The sequence below is a fragment of the Clostridium sp. genome (assembly GCF_021372645.1).
Lineage (GTDB): Bacteria > Bacillota > Clostridia > Clostridiales > Clostridiaceae > Clostridium.
Map to the genome: position 1 here is coordinate 15,446 of NZ_JAJFUC010000053.1, position 18,264 is coordinate 33,709.

Genomic DNA, 18,264 nt, shown 5'->3' on the forward strand with positions numbered 1-18,264 from the left:
TTATTTCTTATATGAAAGAAATCTTTAAAATCTAATCAAAGCATAAAAATCATTCAGATCTTATTTTGCAAATTTGTATTTTCAATTGCAAATATAAGCCTTATGAGCTTCATAAAAATATACAATAGAGTTTTATTTTAATTTTAAGATAGATCAATATTTCATAAAAAAAATAAAACCACGATACCCATGATTTTATTTTTACCAATTTTTATTTGTATATGTATTTATTTTTTAATTTCTATTTTTTTTAATTCACTTAATTTTATCATTTCTTTAACATTATTTAATGTAGCTTCTGTTACATCATCACCAGCTAGCATTTTGCTTATTTCAAATTCTTTTTCTTCTTTTAATAAAGTTCTTACTTGGGTAAATGTTTTATTATCTATTACCTTTTTCGTAACAAAATAATGATAATCTGACAATACTGCAATTTGCGGTAAGTGAGTTATACATAAAACTTGATGTATTTTCGATAATTGATACATTTTTTCTCCAACTCTTTGCGCAACAGCTCCACTTATACCTGTATCTATTTCATCAAAAATCAAAGTAGGTATTTCATCTTTTTCAGCAAAAACACATTTTAAAGCCAACATTATTCTTGAAAGCTCTCCACCAGACAATACTTTTTCTAGTGGCATAAGCGGCTCTCCAGGATTAGTAGATATAAAAAAGCATACATCATCAAAGCCTTTTTCATTAAAATCCTCTTGCCTAGATACTCTTATTTCCATTCTTGATTTTTCAAGTCCTACAAACGTAAGTTCTTTTAAAATTTTCTCTTCTAAATGCCAACTTTTATTTACTCTAAGCTCATGAATCACTAACGCTTCTTCTTCCATTTTAGATAAAATTTCTTTTTCTTTTTTCTTAAGTTCTTCAATTATTTTTTCTGAATTTACTATCTCATCATATTCTCTTTTTATTTTTCTATGATAATCTAATATTTCAGGAATAGTTGGTGCATATTTTTTCTTATACGTATTTATTTCATAAATTCTAGCATTTACTTTATCTAAAACATTTTGATCAAAAACAATTTCTTCAGCCATATCGCGAAGTTCATGACTTACTTCTTCTATAGTATAAAATGCCCCTTCAATAGCTTCTTTATTCTTTTTTATTTTTTCAAAATGATTTTCTACATTGGATAATTCTTGAATTACTTTTGAAATTGAATCAATTACACTAAATTCTTCATTTCCATTTAATATTATATAAGAAGTAGATAAACTATTATTAATTTTTTCTGCATTTGCTAAAATATTATATTCTTCTTTTAAGCTTTCTTCTTCATTTTCTTTAAGCTTGGCTTTTTCAATATCTTCAATTTGAAATTTCAAATAATCAAGTAATTTATTTCTATCTTGATTTCCTGAAATTCTTTTAATATCTTCTTTTATTTGCAATAAGCTTTCTCTTAAAGCACTATACTTACTTAGTGGATTTACTATTTCATTATCAATAAAATCATCTAAATATGATATATGACTACTCCTTTGTAGCAAATCTACATTTTGATGCTGCCCATGAATATCTAAAAGTTTTGCTCTTACTTTCCTTAGCTGAGATGTAATTAAACTTTTTCCGTTAATCTTAATTAAATTTTTTCCACTTGTATGACTTTCTCTTGAAACAATCAATACATCATCATACTCTATATCTAGTTCGTCTAAAACTTTAAAAATTTTGGATCCTTCAATGGTAAACGATGCTTCTACATATGTTTTATCTTCACCAGTTCTTATTATACTCTTAGAAAATTTTCCGCCAAGAACAAAGTCTATTGCATCTATCATAATAGACTTTCCAGCTCCTGTTTCTCCTGAAAGTATATTGAATCCTTCACTAAAGTTTATTGTTATTTCTTCTATTAACGCAAAGTTTTTAATATTTAATTGAATTAACATCTCATCCCATCCTTATACTTATCATGACATTCTTTTTCTTATTTTATCTACCAAATTTTCAGCACTTTCTATGCTTCTAACTAAAATAAAGATAGTATTGTCTCCAGCCACTGTTCCTGCAATATCTGCACTTTCTAAGTTATCAATAGCTTCAGCTGCAATTGGTGCTGACCCTGTTATGGTTTTTATAACAACCATCTTATCTACATTTTCTACAGAAATCACTGTATTAACTAATATATTACTTAACCTATTAATTATATTTTTTTCTTCTACTGTAGATACAAAATATTTAGACTTACCACTAGACGCTTGCATTTTTATTAATTTTAAATTTTTAATATCTCTTGATACAGTTGCTTGAGTTACATCAAATCCTTCTTTTTTTAATGCCTCTGCAAGTTCCTCTTGAGTTTCTATTTCTTTAGTTCCTATAATTTCTAATATTTTCGTATGTCTTTTTGATTTCAAAATTCCTCACCATCGCATTCTTTAGAATTGTTTAAAATCTTACTCCTTAAAACCTTAAAATAATCATAATCATCAAATAAAAGTAATTTCACACTTTTTTTATTTTTACTTACTGTTATTGAAGTCTCATGACTAACTTTAATGGCCTTTTGACCATCTACGGTTAAATAAACTTTTTCTTCCTCATAATCTGCATGTATTTCTATAATACTATCACCTTTTAATACAATAGTTTGCATACTTTTTGTATGTGGACATATGGGTGTTATAGTTATAAGTTCTAAGTCAGGATATACAAATGGTCCACCTGCTGAAAAAGAATATGCAGTAGAGCCTGTAGGGGTCGCTATAATGAGTCCATCGCCTTTAAATGTTGAATATATTTTACCATCTACGAATATTTTGAATCGTACCATTCTTGATAAGGTTCCTCTTGCTAATACCACATCATTTAAAGCTTTAAGCTCTTCTTTATTTTCAGTAGACTCAGCTTTGCAATTTAACATCATTCTGTCTACAACTTTATATTTACCTTCTTCAAGCTTTTCAAGTGCATCATCAATGTCGGAAATATCTACACTTGATAAAAAACCTAAATTTCCTATGTTTATTCCCAAAATAGGTGCATTAAAGCTTTCATTTAAAGATCTTGCTATTCCAAGAAGAGTTCCATCTCCTCCCAGGACAACAAGCAAATCAATATCTTTTAAGTCTTGCTTTTCTATATCAAAAGAGCTAAAAATAGCAATGTCTTTTAATTTGAATTTTTCTCTAAATTTATTTATAACCATATTTAATATGTTATTATCTTTGTCCTTTGATTGATTAATTGCAATCCCAATATTATTCATAGCCCCTCCAAAGAAGTTAAATTTCTACATGTGATGCCTCAACCACTGTATCTACATCTTCTCTTTTAAAATTACTTTCTTTATTCTTATCTTTTGAAAAATAAACTAAATATTCTCTATTTCCTTCCGGTCCCTTAATTGGAGAATATCCTACTCCTAGAACATTTAAATTTTGTTGAATCAAAAAGTCTATAATTCCATAAACTACTTCTTTATGGGTATCTTTTTCTCTTACAACACCTTTTTTGCCTACTTTTTCACGTCCTGCTTCAAATTGTGGTTTTATAAGTGCTACAACTTCGCCACTATCTTTTAAAAGATTTAAGGTTGCTGGCATTATTTTTTTTAAAGAGATAAAAGATACATCTATAGATGCAAAATCTAAAGGTTCTCCTATATCTTCTAAAGTAACGTATCTTATATTTGTTCGTTCCATACAAACTACTCTCTCATCAGTTCTTAGCTTCCACGCAAACTGTCCATATCCAACATCAACAGAAAATACCTTAGATGCTTTATTTTGAAGCATACAGTCTGTAAAGCCCCCTGTAGATGCTCCTATGTCCATACACACCTTATCTTCTAATGAAATATTATAAGTTTTCATTGCTTTTTCTAATTTGAGTCCACCGCGACTAACATATTTAAGAGTATCTCCTCTATATTCTATATTAGCACTTTGACTTACTTTTTCTCCAGCTTTATCTACTTTTTGCCCATCAACATAAACTTTCCCTCCCATGATGCATGCTTTTGCTCTTTCTCTAGAAGTAATTATGCCCTTTTCTACTAAAAGTAAATCAAGTCTTTCCTTTTTTTCCGCCATTTATTTCTCCTTTTAATCATAAAGCTTTATAACAGCCTTACTTATGTTTTCAGAATCTAACTTATATACTTTATACAAAGTCTCTACATTTCCTTGAGGAATAAATTCATCATCATATCCAATAGATCTAATAGTTCCTTTATAATCTATACTGCTTAAATAATCCTTAATAGCTGAACCTAATCCTCCTTTTAAGATATTATCTTCTATTGTTAAAATATTATATCCCTCTTTTTTAATATTTTCTAGTAAATTTTTATCAATTGGTTTAATAAATGTAGCATTTATTATAGTTGGATCTAATCCCTTTTCATATAATATGTCTTTTGCGAGCACTGCATATTGTACCATTTTACCAGTAGCAATAATACATACCTTAGAGCCTTTATTTATTATTTCCCATTTACCTTCCTCTACTTTTGTAATTGGAGAAAGTGTATTTATTATGTTTCCACCTCTTGGATATCTAATTGCAACAGGTGCATTTTGGTCTATTGCCCATTTTAATAAAATTTCAACTTCTTCTAAACACTTTGGTGCAACTATATGTATGTTCGGCATCATAGATAAATAAGATAAATCATTAATGCCTTGATGTGTTTCTCCATCTTCTCCAACTATTCCAGCTCTGTCTATTGCAAATACTACTGGAAGATTTTGAAGACAAACATCATGCAACAATTGATCGAATGCTCTTTGCAGAAACGTAGAATAAACTGCAAAAACAGGTTTTAATCCATTACTTGCCATTCCAGCAGCTAAAGTAACTGCATGGTCTTCTGATATTCCTACATCAAAAAATCTATTTTTAAATTTTTCAGAAAAACATTTGAGCCCTGTTCCTTCTGGCATTGCTGCTGTAATTGCTACAACTTTTTCATCTTTTGAGGCAATATTTATTAATGCTTTCCCAAAAGCTTTTGAGTAACTATTCTTTGGTGATACATTTAATTCTCCACTTTCTAAATTAAAAGGACCTACAGCATGATACTTACTTGGACTTTTTTCAGCTAATATATGTCCTTTCCCCTTTTGAGTTATAACATGTATTATAACTGGCCCTTCAACTTCCTTAGCCTTTATGAAAACCTCAGTCATTCCCTTTATATCATGACCATCAATAGGCCCAATATACTTAACTCCCATATTCTCAAAAAGCATAGATGGTACTACTAATTGCTTTATGCTATCTTTAACTTTAGATATTTTCCCTGCAATATTTTTCCCTAAATCTGATTGATTTAGGGAAGCGTATATATCCATTTTTAACTTATTATACCTAGGTTCTATTCTAAGCTTATTTAAATACCTTGAAAGTGCTCCAACATTTTTTGAAATCGACATTTGATTATCATTTAAAATAACAATAAGATTTGTTTTTCTAAAACCCACATCATTTAGCGCCTCAAGTGCCATTCCACCAGTTAATGCACCATCACCTATAACAGCAATTACATTATAATCTTCTTTATTTAAATCTCTTGCCCTTGCAATTCCAAGTGCTGCTGATATAGAAGTACTGCTATGACCTGTATCAAAATAATCATATTTACTTTCATTTCTTTTTGGAAATCCACTCATTCCATTAAATTGTCTAAGTTTTTTAAAGCCATCTTTTCTTCCAGTTAAAATTTTATAAACATAACTTTGATGTCCTACATCCCATACTATCTTATCTTTATCAAAGTCAAAGGCTTTAAATAAACTTAAAGTAAGATCAACAACACCTAAATTAGATGCTAAATGCCCTCCTGTTTTAGACACACTATTTATTAAAAACTCTCTAAGCTCATCACTTAAGAGTTTACTGTCATTTTCATTAAGTTTTTTTAAATCTTTTGGGAAATTCAATTTATCCAATAATTTCACAACAATCATTCCCTCTATTAATTTTCTCTATTTAGAAGAGTATATGTTAGCTCAATCAAGCAATCTGCATTAACAGTTAATTGTCTAAGAATCTGAGTACATTCTTCACTTAAGGTAGTACATAATTCATTACATTTCTCTAATCCATAAACTGATATAAAATTAACCTTATCATGTTCTGCATCAGAATTTATATTTTTCCCTAATACTTCTGCATCTCCAACTACATCTAATATATCGTCTTTTATTTGAAATACCAGGCCTAGTTTTTCTCCGTATTCTTCTAAAGCCTTTAAATCATCCTCTGGTGCATTAGCTAAAATTGCTCCTGCAAGTATTGATGATTTAATTAATGCACCTGTTTTCTTTGAGTGCATATATTGCAATTCATCTTTTGAAATTGTTTTGCCTTCAGAGATAACATCAACAACCTGACCACCTATCATGCCTTCAGCACCTGCAGCAATTGCAACTTCATAGGCTGCTTTTAATGAATTTTCTTTATTTTTCAAAGCATAATCCATCATAAGTATCATAGCTTCATTCAATAAAGCATCTCCTGCAAGAACTGCTATATTTTCTTGAAATTTAATATGATTTGTTGGTTTTCCTCTCCTTAAATCATCATTATCCATACAAGGAAGATCATCATGAATCAAAGAATAAGTGTGAATCATTTCTACTGCAGCTGCCATTGGCATAACTTTTTTATAATCTTCTTTGTATATATAATAAGACAATGCAAGTAATGTCGGACGAATTCTCTTTCCACCTATATTTAAACTATAGCTACATGAATCATATATAATTTTATTATATGTACCTTTTTCCTTAAAATAATTTTCTAAATAATCATTAATGTCTTGTTTTAAATTACTTATCTCCATAACTATCAGTAAACTCCACTTCTTTTTCGTCTTTAATTATAGAAATTTTTGCTTCATATGAATCTAAAATCTTATAAATTTTATTCACAAGTTTAACACCATCTTCATAAGATTTCATAGAATTTTCAAGATTTAGATCATCTGTTTCTAAATTGTTTAATATATCTTGAAGCTTAGTTAACATTTCTTCATAACTTTCTTTTTTAGCCATTTTTTTAACTCCTTATCTGTGTCATATTCAAAAAATAACAAGTCAGTATGCTATGTAAGTTGCGATAATGAACTTATATTGCAGTTAATGGCACAGAACTAACACTTAAGTATGCACTGTAAAATCTTTAACTCAACTTATATAGTCTATTTTATTTCATGTGTCTTGGGCACAAATTTTCCTTCTATGTTTCCATCTTTAAGACAAATCTTTAAATTTATTGTTTCCTTTAATTGTTCTTTTGATGTAATGAGATTTTTTTCATTATCCTCTATTATAGCATATCCTTTGCATATAACCCTAATTGGATTATGAGCAGAAAGTAAATTATTAAAATTTTCTATTTGATTTTTTTCTCTTTTAAGTTTGGTCTTTATTACGAAATTTAATCTATCTTTTAATTGATCTAATTCTAAATACGAATTAGATATTTTAGCTATTGGAGAATGAATATTTAATATTCTTTCAATTCCAACTAGATTACTTTTACACATTTTTAATTTATCTTCCATTTTTTTATCTAAGCACCTTGTAATATCATAAATTTTTGACTCTATATCACCGATTAATGGAACTGATATTTCAGCCCCTTGTGATGGCGTTGCTGCTCTAAAATCTGCTACAAAATCTGAAATAGTAAAATCTATTTCATGACCTACGGCTGAAATTATAGGTATCTTAGAATTAAAAATAGACTTAGCTAATTCTTCTTCATTAAAATTCCATAATTCTTCTATAGAGCCACCACCTCTACCTACTATTATTATATCCACAGACTTTGTTTTGTTAAAATAATTAATTCCATTAATTATTTCTTTATAGGCACCTATTCCTTGCACCTTTGCTGGATATAATACCAAGTCAACTAAAGTACTTCTTCTAGTTGAAACATTTATAATGTCTTTAATTGCTGCTCCAGTAGGTGATGTTACTATTCCTATTTTTTCAGGGTACCTAGGCAATGGTTTTTTATTAGCTTCATCAAAGTATCCTTCTTTAGACAATTTTTCTTTAAGCTTCTCAAATTTAACAAATAAATCTCCTAGCCCTTCTTTTTTTATTTCATCACAATAAAGTTGAAAACTTCCAGTTGCAGGGTATATAGATGCTCTTCCCTTAACTACAACTTCCATGCCTTCTTCTAAAGCAAAGTCTAGTAAAACTGCATTACCTTTAAACATAACACAATTTACTTTTCCATTGCTATCTTTCAGAGTGAAATAAATATGCCCGCTACCATGATATTTTAAATTAGAAATCTCCCCTTTTACAGAGAGATTGCTTAAAATAAAGTCACTGTCTAACATTCTTTTTATGTAATTCGTAACCTCAGAAACAGTTAACGTCTTAATATTCATTTTCCTTTAAAGCCTCACATGCATTTTTTATTAAAAGAGTTGTTGTAAGTGCTCCTACTCCACCTGGAACTGGAGTTAAGAATTTACACTTATCTATGACCTTATCAAAATCTACATCACCAGTTATCTTACCTTCAAAAGATGATGTTCCTACATCAATTACTATAGCATCTTCATTTACATAAGATTCATCAATAAACTTTGGTCTTCCAATAGCAACTACCAATATATCTGCACCCTTGCAAATTGCTTTTAAGTTCTTTGTTTTAGAGTGACATACAGTAACTGTAGCATTTTCATTTAATAAAAGCTGTGCCACTGGCTTTCCGACTATGTTACTTCTTCCAAGGACTACTACATTCTTACCTGTAATATCAAAATTTAAACTTTTAATTAAAGTAACTACAGAATTAGGAGTACAAGGCAAAAATTTCGGTTCACCCATATATAGCTTTCCTTGGCTTTCAAATGTAAGACAATCAATATCCTTACTTGGAGATATTTCTTTAATTATTTTCTTTTCATCAAAATTACTTGGAAGTGGTAATTGCAAAATAATCCCTTGAACATCATTATCTTCATTTAATTTATGTATTTCAGCTATTATATCCTCCTCTTTTAAAGTTTCAGCTAGCGTCACTTTTAAAAATCCAGCACCAAGAGACACTGCAACCTTTTCTTGACTTGCCATATAATAAATAGACCCACCATCATTTCCAACTAATATAGATGCAATTTTAGGGACTTTAAGATTTTTTTCTTTTCTGTCATTAACAAAATTCTTAATATCTTCTTTTACTTTTAACGCTACTTCTTTACCATTTATAATTTGCCCCATTTTAATGTATACCTACTTTCATTCTTTTATAGTTAATTAATTCTCTTTAATTTTATCTAACACTCCATTAATAAAGCTTACACTTTTTTCATCAGAATATCTTCTTGTAATTTCCAATGCTTCGTTAATAACAACTGGTCTTGGAACTTGTTCATCATATAATAACTCATATGTTGCAAGTCTCAATATACTTAAATTTACCTTAGATATTCTATCTATTTTCCAATTATGTAGATTCTCCGAAATAACTGTATCAATTGCTTCTTTATTGTTTTCTATTCCAATTAATGCTTGTTTAACATAAGTTAAATCAATTTCTTTTATATCACCTTCATAATTTTCTATAAATCCTTCTATTGCCTCTTCAGTTGTATCTTTACTTAAAGTCATCCCAAATAATAACTCCATAGTTTTATCCCTTGATAATTTTCTATTCATATTGTCCTCCTAAATTTGTATCATAATTAATTATGTACATTTATCATTATATACATTTTTTCTTTCTTTTAAACCTAATACCTTTCCTAACTTACATGGAAACACCCTCTGAAAGCTTCAGAGGGTGAAAATCAAACTAGTTAGATTCACTTTCTTCCTTTTTAGGCAAATAAATATTTTGAACATAAATGTTAACTGCTTCTACATATAATCCAGTCATAGCTTCAACAGTTTTTTTAACATTGTCTTGCACCTGTGCTACAACATCCATGATTTTTCTTCCGTACTCCACTGATACATTCATATCTATTATTGCTTTATCTTCTTCTAGTGTTACTTTACTTGCTTTAACAGTGCTCTTCTTCCCTTTAAATATGTTTGTTAAATTGCTTGCAACACCCATTTGAGCATCTAAAATTCCATCTATTTCTTGAGCAGCAATTCCAGCAATAACGCTTACTACTTCATCAGAAATTTTAATAATTCCAATATTTTCTTCTCTAACTAAATCTTCCATGTTACTTAACCTCCTAGGTTTTGTAATAACAAAACATGATAATCTTGTGTTTATTATATCAAATATATTTTAACATTACAATTATATTATGGTTTTTCTACTATTTTTGAACTTCTATTATTACATCTTTTATTTTTGATACATCTTGAACTAGTTCTTGTATTGCTACAGTTTCATTTTCTTGAAGCCCATTTGCTGATTTAACTATTACTGTTGCTTTATTTGAGTCTAATCTGCATAAAGCATCTTCATAACCTTTATTTTTTATACTTAATTCTATTCTACTTTCATTATCTTTTACCATTGTTTTTTGAGTTAATTCTTTTGTTGCTGCATCCTTTTGCTCTTTTGATGTATTGGCATCTGAAATTATAGAATTTAAAGTTTGAATGGTTGCTGAATCTTGTTGTTCTCTTGAACTTCTTGAATCATAAAAATAATTTTTTTGACTTAATGCTTCTGCATCTTGATCATTTACTTTTTCAGTGGATAAAACTTGGCTTAAATCTGTTGGGTCATTTAACCCTCCATTATTAAGTTTTGCAGCTAGCACTCCTACACATAATATTAATGCTAACAATGTAAAAATAATACCACATTGTTTCTTTGTCATAATAAACTTCCTCCAATCATTTTTCTATAAAATTATATGCTACTTCTTCATACTATATACATTAACCTTATCTAAACTTAAGTTATATAGTTTAGATACAGCTTGTTCGATTTCATACTTTGTTTTGCTATTTTCAGCTCCTTCTGCTAGTATTATGACTCCATTAATTTTAGGCTTGTATGTTGTTAATATAAATGGCTCATTATTTCCATCTGATGTTGTCATTACAATCTTTGATGAATCTGTATTTTGATTATTAACTCGTTTCCCTCCCTGATTATCAGTTTCTTCAGTAGTTGATTTTTGTGCATTTGTATCGTAAGCTGGTACTTTCTTCTCTCCATTATCAAAAGACATCATTACTTCAACATCACCAACTCCATTCATTTTTTTTAATATATTTTTTAAATCTATTTTTTGTTGGTCTTCATAACTTTTTTCATCTGTTTCATTAGAAATTGGAGTATTTTTCACATTTTCTTGAGCTGTTACTTCTGATATCTTATTACTAGTCAAACTTTTACTGCTTGGTAACAATACATTCATAGCAATTAAAATAAATCCTAAAACTATACATACAGCTACTAGATTTTTTAATTGCTTTTGAGCAAATATTTTTTTTATTTCTTTTATAATTTTGTCCTTATCCATAATTTATACCTCCTATTCATCTAATTTATATACTTCTATTTTTTCCTTTGGTATATTCAATTCACTAGATACGAAATCAATTATTTCTGTATATTCTTTATTTTCTTCTTTTGTGCTACTTTGTGTTTCGTCATTAATTACTATCTTTTTTATCTTATTTATTTTATTTTCACCTACACCTATTTTTAACTTTTTTACATTCAAAGTTATATCGGTGAAATTTACATCACAATCAATTTCACTCTTAAATCTCATATTTTTAAATTGATTTTTGAGTACGTTATCGCAATTTTTGTTAAAATTACTCACAAATGCATTTTTTCTGCTTTCTCCCTTATCCTGATTTTCTTTTAATGTATTTATATTATCTAAATCGACTTTATCTTTGCTTTGTGAGAATACTTGCTCATAACTTTCAATGCCATCAACAACACTTTTTTCTCCATTTGATATAAATTGCAAAATTGGATTTAAAATCACGCTTATTAATATTAATCCCAATATGAATTTAATATACTTCTTCATTTTATTATTAGGAGATATAAGCTCTACGGCACTTATAAATATAAGCACTGTTACAAGTGTTATTACAATATTCTTAAGAGTTTCTATAAACATAAGACTTCTATCCTCCAACTATAAACCTTCCTGATGATGCTATAATACCAATTAATATAAAAAATATTAAACTTACAGTTAAAACACATGATGTTATTAGTGTCATAGAATTTCCTGCTGCTTCTAATGATTTTGTTATCCTTGAATCGCTTATTGGTTCAACTAATGCTGCTGATAATTTATATATAAACGTAATGAGTATAAGCTTAATAAGTGGATGCAACAGAATTAAAATAATTACAACTAGCCCTATAGAGCTTATTGCATTCTTTATTATAAGCGAGTATCCAGCAACAGATGTAATTGCATCTGAGAAGGCCTTTCCAACTATAGGAATAAAATTATCTACTGCAAACTTTGCTGTTTTAAGTGTTACTGCATCAATTGTAGTTGATGTAATTCCACGAATTGTTAAAAGGCCTATAAAGACTGTTATTATAATCCCTTGAAACCATATAGTGGCTTGCTTGAATAATTTGCATAAATTTGTTATTTTATGATCTGTAGAAAGATTATTTGCAAATTCTAATACAAAGCCCATTAATATCATTGGAATTATAAAATTAGAATAGATTTTTGGTATAAATACAACTGCACCAAGCACAATTGGATCTAAAGTGGCAGCCGATGTAATTCCTCCCGCAAGGGAAATCATAGTAATAAGTATAGGCAGAAGAGCGCTCATAAAATCTGAAATATTAGTTATTACTTCCTTTGCAACTGAAATTGAGATTATAAAACTTTTTGATAGCACCATTATGATTAAGGCATAACAGGCATAAAAAGCAACTTGTGATATGCTCTCATCTGAGAATGCATCTTGTAAATTTTTTAGTAATGAACATATTATTGCTATTGTAACTATTGATAATACAAGTTTTAAAACACTTTTAACTTCTTTAAAGACAATACTTAGAACTGCATTTAGAATGGTATCAAAAGAAAGATTACCTCTTCCATCTTTAATATATGCTTTTATATATTCTACTGGATCAAGGCTATCCATAAGTTCCACATCTGTTTTCATTTTCCTTATATATTCATATAAAGAATTAAGTTCTTCCTTTGTGCTTCCCCCTAAATCATCTATATTAATTTGCTTTTCTACAGTTTGTTTAGTTTCTATTTTCTTGCTATCATTTATGTTACTGTCTATACTTATATTATTAATTTCTGTAGCACAAACATGATTTAATTTTAAAAATGTACAACTAGGTATTACTGCTATAATTATATTAATTGTAAAACTCATTATTAATATTAATGTAACTCTTCTTATCATCTTCATAATAAACACCTACATTATCTGTAATATAGAATTTAATACCGCCATTAGTATTGGAATAGCGAGTACTAAAATCATTATTTTGCCAGAAAGATCTATTTGAGCTGCAAGACTATCTGCATTTGCATCCTTGCATAGTGCACTAGAAAATGAAGCTATATATGCTATTGCTAAAATTTTCAGTACAATTCCAATATAAACTGTATCGATATTTGCTTTATCAGAAATTTGTTTTAAAAAATCAATTATTTGTTTGAGTGGTTCTATCATAATAAGGAGAATTAATGCTCCTGCTGTTAACGTAAGAAATGTATTTAATTCACTTTTAGATTGTCTGAATAGTAACATAATAAATAATGTTATATATGCTATTCCTACAATTTTTACTATTAACATAACTACACCTACATCATAAACATTGTCTTAACGGTACTAAATAAATCTCCTATAATGGAAACTATCATAAGAAGAATTATTACAACTCCTGCAATATTTGTAATAGCTGCAATCTCACCTTTTCCACTACTAGTTAATACCTTATCTAAAACCACCAAGAGTATTCCAGCTCCACCAATTTTAAAAAGAATACTTATATCATGCATTTATCTTCCCCCAATCTATATTAAATTCAATTGACAATTGTCAATTGAGGAACAAACCCCTACGGAGTTTGGAAAATTATCTATGTTAAAAAATCCTAAAGAGGATTTTATTATTAATTAATAATTGGCAATTTTATATTATAAATATGATTATCATTGCTCCAAAACATACTCCAAGATATCTATAGAGCTTTATGTTTTTCTTTGCACTTTCATCAGCATCCTTTAAATTCATTTTTATACCTTCAATTGCTAAAGAGAATATTTTCTCTTGACCATAAACTCCTGATTCTCCAAGGGACTTGAAAAAATCCTCCATTATTTTTTTATCCTCATCACATAAGTAAAATTTATCTTCTAATACTAAAAATTCTTCTAAAGCTCCTCCATATACACTTTCTACATCTCCTTTTATTAACCTATCTGTGATAGCTTTAACAAAATAATTTATAGGTTCACATACCTTATGAGAAAGATTCTCTAAAGCTTCTGGCAAAGGTGTTGTTCCACATACAATATCATTCTCAAGAATTGTTAGGGCTTTTAATATTTCCTTAAGCTCATCTCGTCTTTTTCTAAAAGTATCTCCATATGCAAAACCTATATAAGTGCTTATAAGAACTATACTAATTATAAAAATTAATTTAAGCACATGTTTTCACCGCCCTTTAAACTATGCACATTTTCAATCGTTCCAACACCACGTCTATTACTTAAGATTATTGCTCTTTCTAGAATTTCATTATCAAGCAAATCAGAGAAAACTTTTCTTTTGTATAAATCTTCAACTGTAAAACCATGAATTGTAGTAATTATGTTTACTCCAGAATTAAAAGCCATCATAAGCGCTTCAATATCACCCTTACTTCCAATTTCATCACAAATCAAAACTTCAGGAGAAAGACTTCTAATTGCCATAATAAGACCTTCTCTTTTTAAGCAATTATCCAAAATATCCGTTCTTATGCCCAAATCACTTTGAGGAATTCCAAAATGGCAAGCTCCTATTTCGCTTCTTTCATCTATTACTACCACCTTTCTTCCGTTAATCCCCAAGGAAGATATTCCATTTGATATATTTCTAGCTATATCTCTTAAAATTGTTGTCTTACCGCATTTAGGTGGTGAAATTATTATGGTGTTATAAACTCTACTCCCCGAAACTATATATTTCATAACTTTCTCTGAACATCCTATAATTTCTCTGCAAATTCTTATGTTTATAGATGAAATATTTCTTATAGTCTTAACTTCTCCCTTTTCCATAACACACTCTCCAGCTATGCCTATTCTATGCCCACCTTTAATTGTGAGAAAACCTTGACGTATATCTTCTTCATAAGCATATAATGAATAATTAGAAATCTTCTGCATAATACTTTTAATATCTTCTTTTGTAGGCTTATAATTTATAATACTTTCTCCATGCTTTGAATACACTAAAATTGGTTTTCCAATCTTAATTCTTACCTCATATATTTGTTCTTTAATGAATCTATCCTTGAGCAAATTTCCCATTGTAAGTGGAAAAATCCCTATAATATCCTCTTCACATTTCAAAATTCTCACTCCCTCCTCTCCCGTTCTCTTTTTTAATTAATATGTAATGTTAACCTAAAATATTACTGAAGAAGATTAAAATATGTGAAATAAAAAGGACTATCTTAAATCAAACTTTAAGATAGTCCTGCATTTCTCTTGTATTTATATATTATATTAGTTATCCTTAATATTTTTATTACAATATGGACATGGAATTTCATCATTATTGCTTAGGGTAGATTGCTCAATAAAAATTGATTTATGGCAATGAACACAAATAATCTCTTTATACTCATCTTCCATATCATTTAATTCATCTATAGATAATTCTTCAAATAATTCGTCTTGAATGTTTGTCAAATCATCATCCATGAATTTAATATTTTCTTGAATAGTTTCTTGATTTACAGTTAACTCTTCAATTTTTTGGTTCATTATTTCTAAAATTGAAAAGACACTGTTAAAACATTCTTTATATTCTTTATTTTCTATTTTTAATAAATTCCTTTTCAAGCCTTCAATCTCATTTCTAAGCTCTTCCATATCTTTTCACGTCCTTTTCTCTATTTAAAGATGCCTATATATAAATAAAGTTGCTAAGCTTTATGCTTAGCAACTTAGGCATATGTATAATTTAAACTCTTTCCATATAATCGCCAGTTCTAGTGTCTATTCTTATAACATCACCTTCATTAACGAACATAGGAACATTTACTATTGCACCTGTTTCAACAGTTGCTGGTTTTAATGTATTACTAGTTGAATTTCCTTTAGCACCTGGATCAGACTGTGTAATTAGTAATTCAACAAAGTTTGGTGCTTCTACTGAGAATGCTTCGCCTTTGAAGAATTTTATTGTTGCAAACATGTTTTCCTTTAAGAATTTTATTGCTTCTTCAACCTTTTCATAGTTTAAAGGAATTTGTTCAAATGTTTCTTGATCCATGAAATAGTATAATTCTCCATCTGAATAAAGATATTGCATTTCTTTTCTTTCGATTACAGCTTCTTGTAATTTTTCAGTTGGATTAAATGTTTTATCTGTAACTCCTCCTGAAATTACATTTCTAAGTTTAGTTCTTACAAATGCTGCTCCTTTTCCTGGTTTAACATGTAAAAATTCTGTTACTGTAAATACTGAATGATCATACTCAAATGTTGTTCCTTTTCTTATATCTCCTGCTGATATCATTAAATATCCCTCCAAATTTATAATATAATTACAATGTAACCTTAACCTCAAACATTAAGTTTAATACTTAATCGTTGACATAATACTCATATTTTATCAAAAGAAAATAATAATTGCAATTATTTCTGATTATTTTTCAGTAAAAATTTATATTTTTATGTTTTAAACACTTTCTTTAGCACTTATTTCTAATACAATTGAGTTTTCATCTTTGTTTTTATTTATAATGTAATCACTTATCTCATAGTTTTCTAATTTTGATATTTCATTTAACAATTCTTCCTTATTACCTTGTATCTTCACTTTAATATACCACTTTTTATTGACCTCATTTGCAGATAAAATGTTTTTTTCTTTTAAACAATTTAACTCATCATTGAATTCTTTTAAAGTTTTATTATTATTATATATAACCTTTTGTGCATTGTTATATACTTTTTTATTTTTTTCTTTATTAATTTTATTTATATAAAAAATTTGTACAAAAACAAATATAATCATTAGTATTATTAATATATATTTAAATAATTTATTCATTTAAGCTTACTCCTAGCGTATATTTACCACTACTATTTAGATTCACATCATTAATCTCAATTGAACTATTTAAACTAAGCTCATCAATTTCTTCTAAATCTTTAACTACAACTTCTCCATTATTGTTAGTTATATATGCCTCTTCAATGTCATTTTTAATTATACTTTCTATCCATATATTAATATCATTTGAATTAATATTACTGTATTTATTATCATATATATCATTTTTATTAGCTATAGATTTTTCTTTAACTTCATCCATATTTTTTGTTGTAAATGGAATTAACAGCAAATTTATTATTAAAAATAATGTAAATAATTTATTTTCTGTTTTATTCTTATTTAATTCTATTTTATTATAAAATTTTTCTGGAATGAAATCTTTGTTTTTCATATATTTTTGCATTGATTAACTCTCCTATATTCATTTTTATTATATTTAGTTTATTTGTAATAGGTAAATCACATAGTGAATTATCAACGTATATTTCTCCAAAATCATCATTTTGACTTATTTTATCCCAAACTATTTCTTTATCTTTTTCAACTAAGCCATAATAAAATAATCCTTCTTTAAATGATATGTAATAATAATATTCATTGAATTTTATAAAAACTTTACAATTAAAAATATTAGTCTTTAAAATTTTCATCATTACGTCTTTAACTATAAATTGAATTGGTTTGACTTCTATATTTTTTGCTGTCTCACATATCTTTTCTATTCTTTTAGCACCCTTAATATAATATATAGAAATAATATTATTATTTCTCTCAAAATCATATAATATATCTCCATTTTGTGGAAACTCATTATTAATCTTATAATCTATAAATTCATACATTTTGTTTCTTTTTATTTCACTTGTAAATTGTTTTACATAAAGCTCTTCTTCAAGTATTATTATTTTAAGATTAGATTTTAACAAATTGTTCATTTCATCAACTTTATCAAAATCATATTCCTCTTCATTATATATAAATAAATTTTTCTTTATAATAATTATAGATTTTTTCATTTTATTTTCTCCTTAAATGA

The 18,264-nt window shown here is 27.8% G+C and carries 24 protein-coding genes; all 24 read right to left on the reverse strand.

The features are described 5' to 3' along the window. Positions 1–227 precede the first annotated feature (227 nt). The 24 genes from recN to LLF98_RS09190 all read right to left on the reverse strand — a co-directional run bounded on the left by recN (position 228) and on the right by LLF98_RS09190 (position 18,244). Positions 228–1,916: a DNA repair protein RecN gene (gene recN, locus LLF98_RS09075; protein ID WP_291702841.1), complete on the reverse strand. Its 1,689-nt coding sequence runs from the start codon at positions 1,914–1,916 to the stop codon at positions 228–230. 21 nt (positions 1,917–1,937) lie between these two features. After that, complete coding sequence (locus LLF98_RS09080) at positions 1,938–2,387, reverse strand: arginine repressor (protein ID WP_291702843.1); 450 nt, start codon at positions 2,385–2,387, stop codon at positions 1,938–1,940. Then, positions 2,384–3,238, reverse strand: a complete 855-nt coding sequence (locus LLF98_RS09085) for an NAD(+)/NADH kinase (protein ID WP_291702846.1) — start codon at positions 3,236–3,238, stop codon at positions 2,384–2,386. The genes LLF98_RS09080 and LLF98_RS09085 overlap by 4 nt, the downstream gene beginning before the upstream one ends. 16 nt (positions 3,239–3,254) lie before the next feature. Continuing rightward, a complete protein-coding gene (locus tag LLF98_RS09090) occupies positions 3,255–4,064 on the reverse strand; it encodes a TlyA family RNA methyltransferase (RefSeq protein WP_291702847.1) in 810 nt (269 codons plus the stop codon). Positions 4,065–4,076: 12 nt separating this feature from the next. Then, positions 4,077–5,933, reverse strand: coding sequence for a 1-deoxy-D-xylulose-5-phosphate synthase (gene dxs, locus LLF98_RS09095; protein ID WP_291702848.1), 1,857 nt, complete (start codon positions 5,931–5,933; stop codon positions 4,077–4,079). 17 nt (positions 5,934–5,950) lie between these two features. Beyond that, positions 5,951–6,820 carry a polyprenyl synthetase family protein gene (locus tag LLF98_RS09100; RefSeq protein ID WP_291702849.1) on the reverse strand — a complete coding sequence of 290 codons (870 nt, stop codon included), beginning with the start codon at positions 6,818–6,820 and terminating at the stop codon, positions 5,951–5,953. After that, positions 6,807–7,031 carry an exodeoxyribonuclease VII small subunit gene (locus LLF98_RS09105; protein ID WP_291702851.1) on the reverse strand — a complete coding sequence of 75 codons (225 nt, stop codon included), beginning with the start codon at positions 7,029–7,031 and terminating at the stop codon, positions 6,807–6,809. The genes LLF98_RS09100 and LLF98_RS09105 overlap by 14 nt, the downstream gene beginning before the upstream one ends. A gap of 146 nt (positions 7,032–7,177) precedes the next feature. Further along, positions 7,178–8,389 carry an exodeoxyribonuclease VII large subunit gene (gene xseA / locus LLF98_RS09110; protein WP_291702853.1) on the reverse strand — a complete coding sequence of 404 codons (1,212 nt, stop codon included), beginning with the start codon at positions 8,387–8,389 and terminating at the stop codon, positions 7,178–7,180. Next, positions 8,379–9,227, reverse strand: a complete 849-nt coding sequence (locus LLF98_RS09115; RefSeq protein WP_291702855.1) for a bifunctional methylenetetrahydrofolate dehydrogenase/methenyltetrahydrofolate cyclohydrolase — start codon at positions 9,225–9,227, stop codon at positions 8,379–8,381. Before LLF98_RS09115 ends, xseA begins: the two co-directional genes overlap by 11 nt. A 36-nt stretch (positions 9,228–9,263) precedes the next feature. After that, positions 9,264–9,665: a transcription antitermination factor NusB gene (gene nusB, locus LLF98_RS09120; RefSeq protein WP_291702856.1), complete on the reverse strand. Its 402-nt coding sequence runs from the start codon at positions 9,663–9,665 to the stop codon at positions 9,264–9,266. Positions 9,666–9,801: 136 nt separating this feature from the next. Then, a complete protein-coding gene (locus LLF98_RS09125; protein ID WP_291702858.1) occupies positions 9,802–10,182 on the reverse strand; it encodes an Asp23/Gls24 family envelope stress response protein in 381 nt (126 codons plus the stop codon). Positions 10,183–10,282: 100 nt separating this feature from the next. Beyond that, on the reverse strand, positions 10,283–10,795 hold the full coding sequence (locus LLF98_RS09130) for a SpoIIIAH-like family protein (protein ID WP_291702860.1): 513 nt from the start codon (positions 10,793–10,795) through the stop codon (positions 10,283–10,285). A 39-nt stretch (positions 10,796–10,834) separates the two neighbouring features. Next, positions 10,835–11,446 (reverse strand): stage III sporulation protein AG, encoded by a 612-nt coding sequence (spoIIIAG, locus tag LLF98_RS09135; RefSeq protein WP_291702862.1) that lies wholly within the window; start codon positions 11,444–11,446, stop codon positions 10,835–10,837. 12 nt (positions 11,447–11,458) lie between these two features. Further along, positions 11,459–12,064 (reverse strand): stage III sporulation protein AF, encoded by a 606-nt coding sequence (gene spoIIIAF / locus LLF98_RS09140; RefSeq protein ID WP_291702863.1) that lies wholly within the window; start codon positions 12,062–12,064, stop codon positions 11,459–11,461. A gap of 7 nt (positions 12,065–12,071) precedes the next feature. Then, positions 12,072–13,352, reverse strand: coding sequence for a stage III sporulation protein AE (spoIIIAE, locus tag LLF98_RS09145; RefSeq protein ID WP_291702864.1), 1,281 nt, complete (start codon positions 13,350–13,352; stop codon positions 12,072–12,074). Positions 13,353–13,361: 9 nt separating this feature from the next. After that, the gene (spoIIIAD, locus tag LLF98_RS09150) at positions 13,362–13,745 is read right to left on the reverse strand and encodes a stage III sporulation protein AD (protein WP_291702865.1); all 384 of its coding nucleotides are present in this window, start codon (positions 13,743–13,745) and stop codon (positions 13,362–13,364) included. Positions 13,746–13,753: 8 nt separating this feature from the next. Next, the gene (spoIIIAC, locus tag LLF98_RS09155) at positions 13,754–13,951 is read right to left on the reverse strand and encodes a stage III sporulation protein AC (protein ID WP_008417904.1); all 198 of its coding nucleotides are present in this window, start codon (positions 13,949–13,951) and stop codon (positions 13,754–13,756) included. 133 nt (positions 13,952–14,084) lie between these two features. Further along, positions 14,085–14,603 (reverse strand): stage III sporulation protein SpoIIIAB, encoded by a 519-nt coding sequence (spoIIIAB, locus tag LLF98_RS09160; protein ID WP_291702866.1) that lies wholly within the window; start codon positions 14,601–14,603, stop codon positions 14,085–14,087. Continuing rightward, positions 14,591–15,511: a stage III sporulation protein AA gene (gene spoIIIAA, locus LLF98_RS09165; RefSeq protein ID WP_291702867.1), complete on the reverse strand. Its 921-nt coding sequence runs from the start codon at positions 15,509–15,511 to the stop codon at positions 14,591–14,593. Before spoIIIAA ends, spoIIIAB begins: the two co-directional genes overlap by 13 nt. Positions 15,512–15,667: 156 nt before the next feature. After that, positions 15,668–16,036 carry a CD1247 N-terminal domain-containing protein gene (locus LLF98_RS09170; protein WP_291702869.1) on the reverse strand — a complete coding sequence of 123 codons (369 nt, stop codon included), beginning with the start codon at positions 16,034–16,036 and terminating at the stop codon, positions 15,668–15,670. A gap of 91 nt (positions 16,037–16,127) precedes the next feature. Next, entirely contained in the window at positions 16,128–16,685 is a 558-nt protein-coding gene (gene efp, locus LLF98_RS09175) for an elongation factor P (RefSeq protein ID WP_291702871.1), read from the reverse strand. A 162-nt stretch (positions 16,686–16,847) separates the two neighbouring features. Further along, positions 16,848–17,222: a hypothetical protein gene (locus tag LLF98_RS09180; RefSeq protein ID WP_291702873.1), complete on the reverse strand. Its 375-nt coding sequence runs from the start codon at positions 17,220–17,222 to the stop codon at positions 16,848–16,850. Next, positions 17,215–17,631 (reverse strand): hypothetical protein, encoded by a 417-nt coding sequence (locus LLF98_RS09185; RefSeq protein ID WP_291702875.1) that lies wholly within the window; start codon positions 17,629–17,631, stop codon positions 17,215–17,217. The genes LLF98_RS09180 and LLF98_RS09185 overlap by 8 nt, the downstream gene beginning before the upstream one ends. Continuing rightward, positions 17,582–18,244 (reverse strand): hypothetical protein, encoded by a 663-nt coding sequence (locus LLF98_RS09190; protein ID WP_291702877.1) that lies wholly within the window; start codon positions 18,242–18,244, stop codon positions 17,582–17,584. The genes LLF98_RS09185 and LLF98_RS09190 overlap by 50 nt, the downstream gene beginning before the upstream one ends. Positions 18,245–18,264: the final 20 nt, after the last annotated feature.

Coding starts and splice junctions, on each gene's coding strand:
- recN (WP_291702841.1), bottom strand. CDS start 1,916: ATGTTAATTCAATTAAATATTAAAAACTTTGCGTTAATAGAAGAAATA.
- LLF98_RS09085 (WP_291702846.1), bottom strand. CDS start 3,238: ATGAATAATATTGGGATTGCAATTAATCAATCAAAGGACAAAGATAAT.
- LLF98_RS09090 (WP_291702847.1), bottom strand. CDS start 4,064: ATGGCGGAAAAAAAGGAAAGACTTGATTTACTTTTAGTAGAAAAGGGC.
- LLF98_RS09100 (WP_291702849.1), bottom strand. CDS start 6,820: ATGGAGATAAGTAATTTAAAACAAGACATTAATGATTATTTAGAAAAT.
- LLF98_RS09105 (WP_291702851.1), bottom strand. CDS start 7,031: ATGGCTAAAAAAGAAAGTTATGAAGAAATGTTAACTAAGCTTCAAGAT.
- xseA (WP_291702853.1), bottom strand. CDS start 8,389: ATGAATATTAAGACGTTAACTGTTTCTGAGGTTACGAATTACATAAAA.
- LLF98_RS09115 (WP_291702855.1), bottom strand. CDS start 9,227: ATGGGGCAAATTATAAATGGTAAAGAAGTAGCGTTAAAAGTAAAAGAA.
- nusB (WP_291702856.1), bottom strand. CDS start 9,665: ATGAATAGAAAATTATCAAGGGATAAAACTATGGAGTTATTATTTGGG.
- LLF98_RS09125 (WP_291702858.1), bottom strand. CDS start 10,182: ATGGAAGATTTAGTTAGAGAAGAAAATATTGGAATTATTAAAATTTCT.
- LLF98_RS09130 (WP_291702860.1), bottom strand. CDS start 10,795: ATGACAAAGAAACAATGTGGTATTATTTTTACATTGTTAGCATTAATA.
- spoIIIAG (WP_291702862.1), bottom strand. CDS start 11,446: ATGGATAAGGACAAAATTATAAAAGAAATAAAAAAAATATTTGCTCAA.
- spoIIIAF (WP_291702863.1), bottom strand. CDS start 12,064: ATGTTTATAGAAACTCTTAAGAATATTGTAATAACACTTGTAACAGTG.
- spoIIIAE (WP_291702864.1), bottom strand. CDS start 13,352: ATGAAGATGATAAGAAGAGTTACATTAATATTAATAATGAGTTTTACA.
- spoIIIAD (WP_291702865.1), bottom strand. CDS start 13,745: ATGTTAATAGTAAAAATTGTAGGAATAGCATATATAACATTATTTATT.
- spoIIIAC (WP_008417904.1), bottom strand. CDS start 13,951: ATGCATGATATAAGTATTCTTTTTAAAATTGGTGGAGCTGGAATACTC.
- LLF98_RS09170 (WP_291702869.1), bottom strand. CDS start 16,036: ATGGAAGAGCTTAGAAATGAGATTGAAGGCTTGAAAAGGAATTTATTA.
- efp (WP_291702871.1), bottom strand. CDS start 16,685: ATGATATCAGCAGGAGATATAAGAAAAGGAACAACATTTGAGTATGAT.
- LLF98_RS09180 (WP_291702873.1), bottom strand. CDS start 17,222: ATGAATAAATTATTTAAATATATATTAATAATACTAATGATTATATTT.
- LLF98_RS09185 (WP_291702875.1), bottom strand. CDS start 17,631: ATGCAAAAATATATGAAAAACAAAGATTTCATTCCAGAAAAATTTTAT.
- LLF98_RS09190 (WP_291702877.1), bottom strand. CDS start 18,244: ATGAAAAAATCTATAATTATTATAAAGAAAAATTTATTTATATATAAT.